General features: G+C 67.2%; 10 protein-coding genes. 2 read left to right on the top strand and 8 right to left on the bottom strand.

The window, feature by feature from the left end:
- The first annotated feature begins 84 nt into the window (after positions 1–84).
- Together IE206_RS37170 and IE206_RS37165 are read left to right on the top strand one after the other, a co-directional pair.
- Complete coding sequence (locus IE206_RS37170) at positions 85–789, top strand: HAD family hydrolase (protein WP_189970261.1); 705 nt, start codon at positions 85–87, stop codon at positions 787–789.
- Positions 790–1040: 251 nt separating this feature from the next.
- Positions 1041–1658 carry an SMI1/KNR4 family protein gene (locus IE206_RS37165; RefSeq protein ID WP_189970258.1) on the top strand — a complete coding sequence of 206 codons (618 nt, stop codon included), beginning with the start codon at positions 1041–1043 and terminating at the stop codon, positions 1656–1658.
- A gap of 66 nt (positions 1659–1724) precedes the next feature.
- Here the strand turns inward: IE206_RS37165 and IE206_RS37160 are convergent, their stop codons facing one another.
- The 8 genes from IE206_RS37160 to IE206_RS37125 form a co-directional block, all read right to left on the bottom strand.
- The gene (locus tag IE206_RS37160) at positions 1725–5264 is read right to left on the bottom strand and encodes a DNRLRE domain-containing protein (protein ID WP_189970257.1); all 3540 of its coding nucleotides are present in this window, start codon (positions 5262–5264) and stop codon (positions 1725–1727) included.
- 1414 nt (positions 5265–6678) lie between these two features.
- Positions 6679–7659: an NUDIX hydrolase gene (locus tag IE206_RS37155; RefSeq protein ID WP_226599555.1), complete on the bottom strand. Its 981-nt coding sequence runs from the start codon at positions 7657–7659 to the stop codon at positions 6679–6681.
- 69 nt (positions 7660–7728) lie between these two features.
- Positions 7729–7878 (bottom strand): hypothetical protein, encoded by a 150-nt coding sequence (locus IE206_RS37150; RefSeq protein ID WP_189970255.1) that lies wholly within the window; start codon positions 7876–7878, stop codon positions 7729–7731.
- Positions 7879–8114: 236 nt separating this feature from the next.
- Complete coding sequence (locus tag IE206_RS37145) at positions 8115–9014, bottom strand: aminoglycoside phosphotransferase family protein (RefSeq protein ID WP_226599977.1); 900 nt, start codon at positions 9012–9014, stop codon at positions 8115–8117.
- A gap of 131 nt (positions 9015–9145) precedes the next feature.
- Positions 9146–9274, bottom strand: a complete 129-nt coding sequence (locus IE206_RS43310) for a hypothetical protein (RefSeq protein WP_264198676.1) — start codon at positions 9272–9274, stop codon at positions 9146–9148.
- Positions 9275–9743: 469 nt separating this feature from the next.
- Complete coding sequence (locus IE206_RS37135) at positions 9744–11189, bottom strand: glutamine synthetase family protein (protein WP_189970249.1); 1446 nt, start codon at positions 11187–11189, stop codon at positions 9744–9746.
- Positions 11189–12715 (bottom strand): amino acid permease, encoded by a 1527-nt coding sequence (locus IE206_RS37130; protein ID WP_189970247.1) that lies wholly within the window; start codon positions 12713–12715, stop codon positions 11189–11191. Before IE206_RS37130 ends, IE206_RS37135 begins: the two co-directional genes overlap by 1 nt.
- Before the next feature lie 30 nt (positions 12716–12745).
- On the bottom strand, positions 12746–13795 hold the full coding sequence (locus IE206_RS37125; RefSeq protein WP_189970245.1) for a hypothetical protein: 1050 nt from the start codon (positions 13793–13795) through the stop codon (positions 12746–12748).
- Positions 13796–13911: the final 116 nt, after the last annotated feature.

Genomic DNA, 13911 nt, shown 5'->3' with positions numbered 1-13911 from the left:
GCCGAGTTGTCCAAGGGCAAGCAAGGGCGGGACCGGGGTGGCCCGGAGGCATGGCTGGTACTGGACGGTGCTTACGCTGGCGGTATGCCGCTCATCGTCCTGTGGGACATCGACCACACGCTTATCGAGAACTCCGGGGTCAGCAAGGAGATTTACGCCCGAGCCTACGCGCTGCTCACGGGCAAGTGGCCGGAACATGCTGCCGCGACGGAGGGACGCACAGACCGATTGATCATGCGCGGCCTGTTCAACCAGCATGCGCTCACCGAGCCCCCTTGGCCACAGATCGAGGCCGCTCTCACCCAGGCTGGTCAAGAACGGGCCGACGCCCTGCGTGCTCGCGGCAACGCACTACCCGGAGTCCGAACCATCCTCAAAACAGCTTCCGCACAGGAGAGTTGGGTGTCGTCAGTTCTCACTGGAAACATCCAGGCCAATGCCCGGGTAAAGCTGGCTGCCTTCGACCTGGACGGACTGGTCGACCTGTCCGTCGGTGCCTACGGAGCGGACGCAGAACAGCGGCCCGCACTGGTAGATGTAGCTCGCACTCGTGTACGCCACCGCTATGGTCTGCCGACGGAGACGCCCGTGGTGCTGGTCGGAGACACCCCCCGGGATGTCGAGGCCGCTGAGGTGGCGGGCGCCCATGCCATCGCGGTCGCTACTGGCGTCCACAGCCAGGCCGAACTGGCCAGAGTCGGCGCTGCGGTGGTGTTGCCGGACCTCTCGGATACGACAGCCTTGATCGGGCTGCTGGAAGGCTTCGTATCCCGGCAAAAAGCCCACTGACATGGCCGTCGAGCCCTGTCGAACGAGCTTCGCCGTCCGCTTAATCCGCAGCCCGGCATGTCAGCCCAGCCCCGAGAGAATCAACGCGGTCCAGGGGCGCGGTGCCAGGGCCTCGACCGGTCCGTTTCCCTGGAGCTGGCCATTCAACTTGACGCCGCACCCGACTCCTCACAAGCCTCATGGGCTTCGTGGGGTTGCCCTTATCCCGTGGCGTCCGTGGCTCGCTGCGGTGCGCCGGTACCGTGTCCGTCATGAGCGATGTCGTACAAGCTTGGTCCCGTATCGAGAGTTGGCTTCGGCAGCACCAGTGCACCAATGCCCTCTCCGGGTTGCGCCCGCCTGCCTCCGAAGAGGCTGTCCAGTCCCTCCAGGACGCCATCGCGTACCCGCTCCACCCGCACCTCGTGCAGTGGCTCGGCATCCACGACGGCGCCCCCCTGTATGACGCCCCTGTCTGGCCGGGCGGCCACGTCCCGTACGACGTCGAAGGGCTCAAGGGCGGCCCGGAGTACATGGAGGAGATGCTTGAAGAGTTCGATGAGCAGCGTGAGGAGGATCCCGAGCATTGGATTCTCGATCCGTGGGCGGACCCGTTGTGGCTCCCCATCGCCGGCACGCAGACGGGGCAGAGCTTGTTGATCGACCACCGGCCCGGCGACACCTACGGCAACATCATCGAGCTCGACTACGAGGGCAGTGAGGTCACCGCGGTCCGCTGGAAGGATTTGGGGGAGATGGTCAGGATGATGGCTGAGTCCCTTGACTCCGGGTCCCCGATGCCGTATTCGCCCCACTATTCGCGCGTTCCCCAGCTGGACGAAGGCCCGCCGCGGCACCTCAACTGGACGTTGGAGAAGATCCAGGGTTAGGACAGTGAAGAGGGGTCCCCTCCCGTACGCCGGGAGGGGACCCCTCTTTCTATCTAGCTACTCTTGCTATGGCTTGACGAGATCGGGGACGTCGATGAAGTACGCATCGTTGTCCAGCATTCGTTGCTTGGTGTAAAAGCCCGAGAGGCGGGATCCAGCACGTTCGTTCTGGGCGCCGGCCATGGTGGCGCGGGCACACTTCTCCGTGTAGGTGGGGGCGGTGTTCGGCGCCCTCAAGTCGTCGTAGAGACGCCACTTGTTGTCGGCATCTTTACGGGCATACGCCTGGAGGCATTGTGAACCGTTGAGACCCGCCTGCGATCCACCGCTCTCCTTGGAGGCGGCGAAGGCGTACTCGTCGCACTGGGTCTTCTTCTTGTCTCCGGTCGCGTCCGGGTGCAGGACCAGTGCGTATGGGCCACTGTCCGGGCAGACGACACCACGGTTCTGGTCTCGCTTGGCCGTGTCGAATTCGCGGTGCAGCGGGCTGTTGTGCTTCTCGCTGCCGGGGTGCCAGTCGAGCTTGTCGCGCATCTCCATGTAGTACAGCGCGGCGGCCTCTGCGTTCTTCTGCTTCAGGTCGAACGTCGGCGTGTACTTGGGGAAGACGCAACCGACGGACGCGGCATTCGGCATCATCTGGTCGCATCGAATCTGGCCCCAAAACACCCAGCTCGGCTCGGTGATCTTCACCGCGCCAGGAACAGCGGACGACTTGAAGCCGAGGAAACTGCCGCGGTCGAACACCTGGGACTTGCCGGCGGCCGCCGTCTTCCAGGTGAACTTACGCGTCTGGACGGTCTCCTGGGTCACCGACGAGGCGGTGGTCCAGGAGGTCGGGCCGGTGAACTCGGGCCCGATGAATTCCTTGTTGCATACGGTGTCACCACCGCAATTGGTGTCCCAGTAATCAAGTGTCACCGTCCCCAGGTCACCGTCGATGGACAGCGGGCTGATGAAGTTCCGCTGCAGCCACTCGCCCTTGTTGTCCAGCTTCATCTCTTCGCGTACGAGGAAGATGGCGGTGCCGATGTGCTGGGGCGGCTGATTGGTGCTGATCCGCCACCAGTCGACCACTACACCAACCTTGTGGCAGCCCTCGCGGCGGGTGAGTGTGTAACCGCTGGTCGTCGGGGCGCTGCACCAGGGGACGAGAGCATCAGCGGGTGCCGCAGGAAGTGCCCTCGCTGCCTTTGCAATCTCGGCGTCGTACTTACGGCTCTGGCACATCTCGATGTCAGAGTTATCGGTCTTATAGCATTTGTCGCGGCTTCCGGGCTTCAGAGGAACACCATGCGGGCTCTCCTGCCTTTTAGGAGTGTCCTGCGCTTCGTATGGCTCCTCCTCCGGGATGGTGTCTTCCTCGGTTCCACCTGCGGCCGGTATGGCGGTGTCGCCGCTGATCGGCTTCTTGCCGGTGCCGTAGTCGTAGACCTTCTCCGCGCCCTTGTTGTCGGCGCGGTCAACCGCGCGGCCCTCGGTACGGTTCATGCCACGCTCGCCCGGCTTGCCCGTCACCGTAGTGGGCTTACCGGCAACGGCGGGCTTCTCCGCACTCCAAGCGCCACCGTTGGTACGGCTCTCGATACCTCGGGCATCGTCACCGGCCGCTGGTGTGATGTCGAAGGTGCCGTCGCCCTTGTTCGCCGTCCATGCGCCCTCGGGGTAGTCGGTCGAAGCGATCTTCGTCGGAGCCCCCGGCGCGGTGGTGTCGACGACGAACTGGCGCCACGGCGACCAGTCGGTGTTGTAGTGGGTGCCGTCGTAGGCGTTGGTGCGGAACTTGTAGGTACGGCCGTCCTGCAGTGTCCCGTCCGGGATCTTCACATCCACCGGGGTGCCTGGCGGACCGAACTCGGAGACGAACACACCATCGGCGTTGGGTGCCTTGACCGGTGTGTTCGTCGCGGCGTCGTACACCTGGAAGGTGCCGTTGACCCTGTCGCCGGCGTTGCGGTCGTCGAACGTGTCACGCAAGGTGGGGCCGGTCGTGTTGACAGCCCATACGCCGGCGTAGGACTTGAAGGGCGGCCCGGCCTGCTGCTTGTCGCCGCTCTGGGGCCGGTAGTTGTAGGTGACGGTCAGCTTCGGCGGATTGCTGGTGGCATTCGCGGAGTTGACGCGCTTCCAGTCCGAGGTGTTCGCCTCGGAGTAGCTGCGCAGGCCGGTGGTGCCGTCCGACGCCTTGGCCGAGGCCCAGGTCTGGACGAGGCTGGTGACGTCGGCGTTGATCCACCCGTCCGGCTTGGCCGTGCAGGCAGGGTTGCCCCGGGTCTCGGTGCCCTTGGCGAACTGCTGGCGCCAGGTGCCCGTCGTGTCCTGGTTGGCCCAGGTGATCGAAGCTCCGTTCGGGTTCTTCGTGTCCCACACCTGCCACCAGGCATCGACGCAGTCCGTGTTGCCGGAGTGGAAGTTCCACAGCGACAGCTTCGCGTCGGTGATCAGCGCGTCCTTGAACTGTTCCGCGTTCCAGCTGATGTAGGAACGGGCGACGCGCGGGGTGCCGTTGGCGTTCTTTGTGCCGGGGTTGCCGAAGTCCAGCTCGACGTCCGACCAGTTCGACCCGGACTCGCCCTGCTGGATGTAGGTGTCGCCGAGGTTGGAGAGGCCGGAGGTGGTGGGGTCGATGGTGACCGGGTACTGGGTGCCCGGGTCGGCCAGCCACTTCGTGTCCGGCTTCATGACCAGGTCGACGTTCCCGCCGCCCTTGTTGACGATCTCTACGCCTGCGGGACGGGTGTTGGAGTGGGTGCCGGACACCTTGTCGACCTGCGCGTCCCACATGACGGGTGCGGGCATCTCCGCCTCGACCGCGCCCGTCGTGGTGTCGACGAACTCGATCGCCCCGCCCTTGCCCTGGCGGGCCTCAAGGCCCTGGGTGCGGATGGGGAGGGTGTACGTGTAGTCGCCCTGCGGCCGCTTGTTGACGCGGACGTATTGCTCGAACCCGGTACGGGTGGCGTCCACGATCACGTCGGCATCCGGCAGGGCACCTTTGTAGGTGGCGCGGGTGCCGTCGAGTTCGGGTGCGGGCAGGCCGCCGTGCCAGCCGAGGGTGATCTTGCTCTTGCCCTCGCCGATGGTGGCGAGGTCGCGCTCCGGCGCGGACTGCGCGGCCCGTAGGCCGGTGGGGATCTGGCCGCCGGAGCCAGCGAGCTTGAGATCCGCCGGGTGCGACTTCGCTGACACCGAGCCGTCGGCATTCTTGGTCAGCGTGGCGTCGAACGCCTGCCATTTTCCGTCCCGCCACACGCGCTCGGGGCCGGGGGTGGTCTCGGTGGTCAGCGTGCCGTCCGGGTTGGCGAACGTAAGTGTCGTGGCAGTGGTGTCGTCGGTGACGACAACCTTCTTCCCCGTCTGCTTCGCTTCCGTAATCGCCCACACCCTGCTGCCCTTCGCGTGCTGGGCAGCCCAGGCGATATCGCCCTTGAGTACGTCCTCCTGTGACACCTCTACCGGAGACGCCTTGGTCGGACGACCAGGTGAATTCGATCCCCCCGGGGCGGCATTGGCCATGCCGGTGGCGAGAAGTGCCGTTTCGGCGAGGACCACAAGGGCCGCACCGAAGGCAACCTTCTTTCTGATACCCGATATGACGGGCTTCATTATTTCCCCCTTCACATGCTTCATGCGCAGCACTGATGCGCCGCACATGAGCCGTGACCCTACCCGTTGGTACAGACCAATGAAGCTCCGCCGGATAAAGGGTCAGATGCCTTAACTGTCCGGATTATTCGGAGGATTTAGTGTCACGTTGACGCCCTGCCGGTCCGCCCTCGGGGGTCGGCGGAATCCCAGGAAGGGAGCAGTCGAAACGTCAAGTGGAAGTAAAAGGCGGCTACTTCGCGCGCCGATCGCAATTGGCCCCGACGGTACGCAGAAAATCGATGGCAGCCCGTCGAGCCCCTACACCCCGGACCGATGTGACCGGAATCGCAGAGATATCGTCGGTAGCCAGACGCGAGGGTCCTCGCGCCGGTGCTGGCGTTCCCACACCAGCCACACGGAGTCGACGGTGACGGTTATGTGACGTCGGACCCGGTGCGCCAGCGGGGAGACGAGCCGGTCCGAGCGGTTCGCCAACTACCTGTTGTAAGTGCCGACTCGTCCCTAAGTTGAGGTGAGGTTGCCCGAGCGGGCATCGCATGCTGCGGCCATGTCCAGGCTGGCCCTGGCGACAGCGGCCCGCACCCGCTGGTTGAGGACAGCCGCCGGGTCCGGATTTGGCATCGCGGTCTCGCAGACGGGCACGATCCGGGGATGACCGCCAAGCGGCTGGCAGCGGCCGGACCGAGGTAAATCTCGATCGGAGCCACCGTGTCGAGCTGACCCTGTAGGTGCTTCCCGGCGGCCTCCATCCGGTCGCCGTCGGCGAGCCGGCCGTCGGCGGTGCGCGAGCGGGCGGCCTGGATGATCCAGCGCCGGGGCGACAGGACGGCTGGCAAGCACGAGGTCGATCCGGCGCTCATCTCACGGGTCGGGGTCGCCACGATATCCGCGTCCGAGGTGACTACCTCGGCGACCTCGTGGCGGTAAGCCACAACGTGGGGCTGGTCCTGCGGCAGCCACAGCACGTGCGGCCGGAGCCGTTCTCCCAGGTGCCCGGCCGTCGCCTCCCGTGGCGCCGAGCCTCGGCGGTCAGCTGGCAGTCCTGCCGCGAACGCGCGGACCGTGAGTGCCACCATGTCCTCCCACCGGTCTTGGCCCGTACGGGCTCCGTCGACGACGACCTCCTGCAACGCCAGGACGTCGGGCGCGATCTCCGGACCGCCTGGACCCGAGCCCGCCAGGCAGCTGTCCCTCGGTCAGCCAGGCGGAGCTTGTAAGTATTGAGGTTGGCGGGCCGTACGGTGAACACAGGCACTCCCTCTATCGCCCGAACGGGGCTTTAGAGACGGCGTGTTGGGGGTGCGGGGGAGCATTACGGCCGCAAGGCGGCGGTGCGGTGTTGGGACAAGGCGTTGCCGCAGGTGCTTTTGCCTCCAACACTGTCTTTGTATCCGGACGTTCGGAGCACTGGTCATTGCCAGAGGGTGCCGTCGTGCAGCTCCAGCGGCCCGCTGCCGTGCCGCAGCGCCGTCAGGCACGCGGCGACCCGCTCCCGCAGCGGGGCCCCGACCAGGTGCACCAGTTCGTCTTCGGCGACCATCCGCCAGGCCCGTATCTCCCTTGGAGGGATGCGGATACGGGCGAGATCGGACTCGCCCAGCACCGGGCCGCTGAAGGTGAAGCCGACCCGGCTCGGGTGTGGGGTGTCGTTCGCCCAGTTCACGGCAAGCAGGCGGCCCAACGGCAGATCCAGGCCGAGCTCTTCGCGTACTTCGCGGCGGGCGGCCGTGCGAGGACTCTCGCCGACGTCGCTGTCGATACCGCCGCCGGGCAACTGCCACCGATTCTCCGTGTGGTAGGCGGGCTGGACCAGTAGCACCCGGTGGGCCGCGTCGGGGAGCAGCACGGTGGCGGCGCAGATCACCTTCGGGCGGACCGCCCGGTAGGACGCCGGATCCAGGGCATTGGCCTCTTCCAGCGAGGCGCGCTCAACGGGGGACAGCCCGGCGGCCGAGCCCGGCTGGACGATCCCTGCGACCAGGTGGGCCACGGACCCCGCCCACCAAGCGGCCAGCGCCGCCCGCACCTGCCCGGCCGGGTGCGGAGCAAGCAGATGGGTGGCGATCTCGGGAGCCTCCCACCGGACCCTGCCCGAAGCGGTCCAGCGGGGCGTGACCGGAAGAGTGGTGAGGGGTCCGGCGAAGTGCAGGTGCACCACGGTGTCCAGCTCGTCCTCGGCGGCCGGAAGCGAATCGACGGCCAGCAGGCGGCCGACCGGAATCGGCGCGCCGAACTGCGCTGCCAGGTGCCGGGCCAGTGTCGCCTCGGGGCTTTCGCCGCCGCACACGACACCGCCCGGCAGGACCGCGGCTCCGTCGCGTTCCAGGAGCCCGATCCGCCCCTTGGCGTCCATCACCAGCGAGGTCACCCGCAGGACCGGTGAAGGCGTCATGACGCCGTTCGAGGTGGATGGATCTAATGGGTAGGAGTGAGGGGTCTGCACGGTGGGCTCCAAGGACGTTCAGGAGAAGTCGAGTTGGGTGGGTTGGGCCGCCCGGGGTGTTCCGGCGGCCACGCGCACGAGGTCGCCGAGACGGGAGATTGCACGAGGGCGGTCGGCTCTCGTCAACAGGCGGTGGAAGAGCGCGGCGGTGACCGTGACGTCGTCCATCGCCCGGTGCCGACGGGTGGCTGTGGAATGTCCCCATGGGGGAGGAGCACATCGAGGCTGTATGAGGAAAGGCCGGGCAGGACGTGTCGGGCGAGGGGCTGGGTGTCCACGACCGGAACATGTGCGAGGCGGGCGCAGGAGGCGCTGAAGCGGCCGGCCCGCAGACACCTCCGTTCACCGGCCCGTGCCCGGGTGTACCCCCGTGGCCGGTGCTTCCTCGACGGTGCCGTGCCGCGTTAGCCACGCCGCCCACCGGCTCTTTCCCCGGTCGTGGCCCGGACGTACTCGGTGTGCAGGTTGCGGAGCATGGTGTGGGCCTCGTCCACCGAGGCGAGGTCGTGGTGCTCCAGGCCGTAGCGCAGCAGGCTCATCGCATCCAGCGCCCCGTACGCGGTGACTGCGTGCCGTTCGGTCTCGCAGAGTTTCCGGCCGAGGCCGTTGAAGAACGACGCCTCAAGATCGGGGCGGTCATAGAGGATGCGGTAGGAGAGGCGGGGCAGGTCGCGCTGAGCGGAGGGCCGGGTGTCGGCCCGTTCGAAGTCGATGATCCGCAGGACCTGTTCGGTGGGATCCCACAGCCAGTTCCGCGGCATGAAGTCGCCGTGCGACACCACCGCCAGCAGGTCGGCGGGCCGCTCGCGGGTCAGGGCGCGCAGGACCGTCAGGTCTTCCGGTGTCGTGTACAACCGGGCAGAGCGGAGCATCTGCTCCACCTCCGTATCCCAGTCGATCGTGCTGGACGCGGGATGTTGGCTGTGGGCGGGGGTGGCGGTGAGGCGGGCGAGGAGCTGCCCGGCCTGGCGGTAGACCTCGCGTTCCTGCTCGGCCGCCAGCCGCTGTCCGCGCACCGGGCGGCCGGGGACGGCCGTGACCACGAGGGCCTGGGCACCGATGTCGTGGGCGGCCAACAGTGGAGCTCGGCCCGGTCCCAGAGCTGCGGCCCAGCCCGACTCGTAGGCCGCCACCTCACGTCGGAACAGCTTGGGGCCGGGGTTGTGCTTGGCGAACCACCTGCAGCCGTGCCGATCCTCGACCTCCCAGGTGCGGGGCCGGCCGATCCCCGGCGAGGAGTGATCGGCGACCACGCGGAACGTTCCGCTCACCGAGGTCACCAGGCGGTGCATCGCCTCGGGCATGTCGGTCACAGTCGTACTTCCTTACGCTTTTGCGAAACCAGCATCAACACTCGACGTGATCGTTTGGTCGCGGATGGTGTCTGTGCGGTGGGTAGCGTGCCAGGCGGCACTGACAACGGGCCCTGGCCAGGTCATTTGATGTGGTGGCCGCCCGTGCCCCGCGAGGTGTTGAGTACGCCGAAGCGCCAGCCGAGCGTGATCAGGTGGGGATCGTTGTGGGCGTCCCAGCGTGACCGCAGGGCGTGGATCTTCTGCTTCATGATGTCGAGCGACGACAGGCCGCAGTTGTGGGTGATCTGCAGGTAGGTGTCGTCGAGCGCCAGCCGCCAGAGAATCTGGACCTCATCGGCATCGGTGCCGCCCGGGGGCGGCGCGGTATCGGGCCGCGGGGGATCAGGTCGAGGACGTAGCAGGCGTGGACGAGAGCGTGCCGGTGACGTACCCCGATGCGCCGGTGGGCGCTCGTCATCGCGGCGCTAACCGTGCCGACCGCCCGGGACAGCTCGACGGCCGCCTCGGCCGTGCTCATTCCCTCGGCCATCCTGGCGATGACCCCTATCTGAGCGGGCGTTGGAAGCAACGGCTGCCTGTTGGGCCGGGCGGACATGACGGGGCGACCTTTCATGAGGTGACGAGTCCCGCTTCGAAGCGGGGAGGGGGGGCGTACTGCTCCGGGCCGAGAGCAGAAAGTGTCGCGCCCGGGCCAGGGTGAGGCGTGCGGGTGCGGGGTCAGGCGCGGGTGAACCAGCGTTCCTGCTCGGCGTCGGTGACGACGGTGCGGTGGTGGTCGAGTTCGATCTGCGAGAGATGGGCGTAGTGCTCCACCAGGTCCACCCCGAAGGCGGCCTGGGCGATGGGACTGTGGCGGAACGCGGAGCGCGCCTGGTCGAGGGTGACCGGCACCGAGACCGCGTCCGCTGACTCGTATGCATTGGAGAGGCAGGCCGATGGCAAGTCGGGGCTCTTGACCAGTCCGTGGGTGATGGAGGCGAGCACGGCAGATACAGCGGTATACGGGTTCGCATCAGCGCCGGCAAGGCGGACCTCGAGGTGCAGTCCATCGCCGTGACCGACCACCCGCACCGCACACGTGCGGTTGTCGAAGCCCCACGTCATGCGGGTGGGGGCGAATGAGCCAGGCACATACCGCTTGTAGGAGTTGACGGTCGGCGCGTACAGCGGGGCCAAACCCGGCAGCGCGGACAGCAGCCCCGCGACCGCCTGCTTCCCGATCAGCGACAGCTCCCCGTCCGGCGTGGGGAGCATGGCGTTGCCGCTGCGGGTCAGGGAGACGTGTACGTGCAGGCCGCTGACGACACCGGTCTGCGGGGATGCCATGAACGTCGCGGTCATTCCCGCTCGGCCGGCCAGCGTGCGCACCGCGTGCTTGAACACGAGATGCCGATCGCACGCGGACAGGGCCCCGCCGTAGGGGAACGTGATCTCCACCTGCCCCGGGGCGCCTTCCGTCTTGATCGCTTCCACAGGCATCCCAGCCCTCGACAGAGCGCCCTGCAGGCGGCGGAAGTACCGGTCCATCGCCGGAGGATGATCGAGGGCGTAGTCCAGGTTGTCCTCGGCCACCGGCCCCAGCCCGCCGGACCCGACGCGCATGGCCTTCGCATAGGCGCCGCGGTAGAGGACGAACTCGGTCTCCAGACCGACCTGGGCCTGTAGGCCGTGCGCGGCGAGCTGGGTGAGCTGGTCGCGCAGGATCTGCCGCGGGGCTACGTCGAGCGGCTGCTCGTCCGGTCCGATCGCATCCCCGAGGACCAGCGCGGTTCGCGGCAACCACGGCACCATGCGCAGGGTCGCGAAGTCGGGCACGACAGCGACGTCCTCGTAGCCGGTCGACCAGGAGGTGAGGTCGAAGCCGTCGACGGGGCTCATGTCGATGTCGGTGGCGAGGATGTACTTGCACATCTCCGCGCCGCGGCCGGCGACCCGGTCGATGAAGTGCCGGGCGCCATAGCGTTTGCCCTTCAGCTGACCTTGAAGGTTCGGCAGCGCGAGGACCACCGTGTCGACCAAACCAGCCTTGACGACACTTCGCAGTTCGTCGAGCCCCAGTCTTCCCACTGGGAGCTGCCGGGACGATGACGGATCTTGGATCGACTGTACGGACGGCGTGGTCAGGCGGGGGAGCTTCTTGAAGGAGGGAGGCGTGGCGGTCATCAGACGACCCCGTCCTGGATCTTGGCCATCTCGGCATCGGCGGCCACAGCCGGTATCTCGTAGTCGCGTCCGGCGATCCGCCACCACACCGTGGCCAAGGCCAGCACTGCCACCAGGGCGACGGGGGCGTAGTTGAAGGTGTCCACGGAGACCCATCCGCCACTCTCGGGCCGGGTCTGCGGCAGGCAGAACAAGACCGTCACGAACGCCACCCAGGCCACCGCGACCACGCCGACCGGAACACCCCAGCGCCCCAGGTTCCACGGACCGGGGGCAAAGGAGTCCCGATTGCGGATGCGCAGGTAGATAGGGATCGCATACGCGGGCGTGATCCCGATGACGTTGATCGCGACGACCGCGTTGTACGCGGTGGGACTGTAGAGAGACGGCAGCGCGAGGCATGCTGCGACCGTGACCGACAGCCACACCGCAGCCCGGGGCGTTCCGTTGCGCGCATCGACCTTGCGCCACAGGTGCGAACCGGGCAGCGCGCCGTCACGGGAGAACGCGAACACCATCCGTGAGCAGGCGGCTGTCTCCGCGTTCCCGCAGAACAGCTGCGCGATGATCACGACCAGCAGCAGCGCCTTCGCCCCTGCTGGACCCAGCGCGTCGAGGAAGATCTGCGCCGGCGGCACACCAGTTGAGGTGCCCTGCACGCCCGCGTAGTCGCGGATGGCGAAGGTCAGGCCGACCAGCAGGACGAAGCCCGCCGCCCACGACCAGGTGATGGCGCGCATGATGCCGCGCGGCGCCGCAACGGAGGCGTTGGTGGTCTCCTCCGACAGGTGGGCGGAGGCGTCGTAGCCACTGAACGTGTACTGCGCCAGCAGCAAGCCGATCAGCACCACGTACCAGTGGGCCGACCAGCCGGTGTCGTTGACGAACGTCGTGAACACGAAGCGGGCGGACTGGTGATGGGAGGGCACGATGGTCAGCGCGGTGACGATGACGGCCACACCCGCCAGGTGCCACCACACGGACACCGAGTTCAGGACGGAGACCAGGCGGACACCGAACAGGTTCAGGACGGCATGCAGGGCGAGGATCACCAGGAAGATCACGATGGTCTTCTGCGGCGTGGGCGTTAACCCGAACTGCAAGTTCAAGAACGCCCCGGTGAAGGCGGCGGCGCCGTAATCAATACCCGCGATGGCACCCAGCAGCCCCAACAGGTTCAACCAGCCGGTGCACCAGCCGGCCTTCTTGCCGCCGAGCCTGTCCGCCATGAAGTACAGGGCACCGGACGTCGGGTAGGCGCTGGTGACCTCGGCCAGCCCGGCGCCGACGAACAGCACCATGAACCCGACGATCACCCAGCCCCACAGCATCACCGCCGGGCCGCCGGTCACCAGACCGAACCCGTACATGGTCATGCAGCCCGACAGGACGGAGATCACGGAGAAGGAGATCGCGGCATTCCCGAAGCCGCTCATCCGGCGCGTCAGGACCGGCTTGTACCCGAGGTCGCGCAGCCGGTCATCATCGTGCTGCGGGCCCCGTAATGATCGTTTCGCAAAGGACATCGAAGTGCCTCCAAAGGCGAGTCAGGCGAGTCAGACAGGACGGGGACGGCGGGCAGTGCCGCCGGCCGTGCGAGAGCGGGCGGGACTGAGACATTCGGAGCGGGCACGTACGAACTCACGGACAGCGAGCCCCGCGCTGGCCGGGTCGTCGGTGACGTACGCCCAGGGAAGACGGGTGGCGTAGCGGTCCAGCGCAAGGAAGACCTTCGCCGCATCGATGTACTGGTGCGCTGCCCACAATGCGTGCGCCAGGTAATTGAGATCCCCGACCGAGGTGACCGGTCCAGAATCAGCATTCCAGCCCTGGAAGGCTCGATGGACGTCCCAGATCACCGGTTCCCTCGACCACTGGCGATGCGACAGCGGGTCCGCAGTGCCGTCCTCGCGGTGGCGCCGGTAGTTCTCCGTCCTCGAGTACAGCGGAAGGATCCGCAGCGGTGAACCTTCCGGCGCCCAGGAGGTGACCCACTGGGCGAACCCGAGCGCATCCGCGTTCGACGTGTGGGGGCACGCATACAAGAACTGGTGCATCCGGTGGTAAGCCTCACGGTTACCCCAATCCCGTTCATGAACCGCCCGAAGCAAGCCCCAAGGACCGGCCGGCAGCATCGGCTCCCAGGGTGCCCACCAGTTCCACGGATACTCCAACCGGGCATCCGCCTGCGCCAGTGCCAACAGAGTGATCCACGGAACCGGATCAGCTGACGACGACCCCTTGATCGCCAAGTCGCACGCCTGCTGCGCCTCCTGGAGCAGCGCGGGCGTTCCCGGATGACCACTCCGATGCGCCTGGAGGGTCCGTTCCACGGAAACCCGGGCCAGCATCAGCAGCGCGTCCGGGTTATGAGGTTCTTCGCCGAGCCACGCCTCGATGACATCCGAACGGGCGGCTGCAGCGGCGAGGACCTGCGTACGTGATGTTCTCAACGCCCAGTCGGCGCCCGTGTGCGCCAACAGCTCTCTCGTCGTCCGCCAGCGCCGCGCCTGCACGTCTTCCAGGGCGCCCCGTAGCTCCGTGTCGAACCCAGCGGGATGGTAGATCGGTGTGAACTCGCGCAGCTGTCCTGAATCGCCCCGCATCAGCCCAGCCCGTCACGCCGAGTCGATAACTCTCGGCTCGCGACACAAGACCACCATGGGGCGAGCATGCCCACGACAAGTTGAGGTTGTGGGATGCCGAGGTCATCTGGCGACAT

Origin of the sequence: Streptomyces violascens, from assembly GCF_014649955.1 — a bacterium.
Classification (GTDB): Bacteria; Actinomycetota; Actinomycetes; order Streptomycetales; family Streptomycetaceae; genus Streptomyces; species Streptomyces violascens.
The sequence above is the reverse complement of the archived record's forward strand: the minus strand, read 5'-3'. Positions and strand labels throughout refer to the sequence as shown.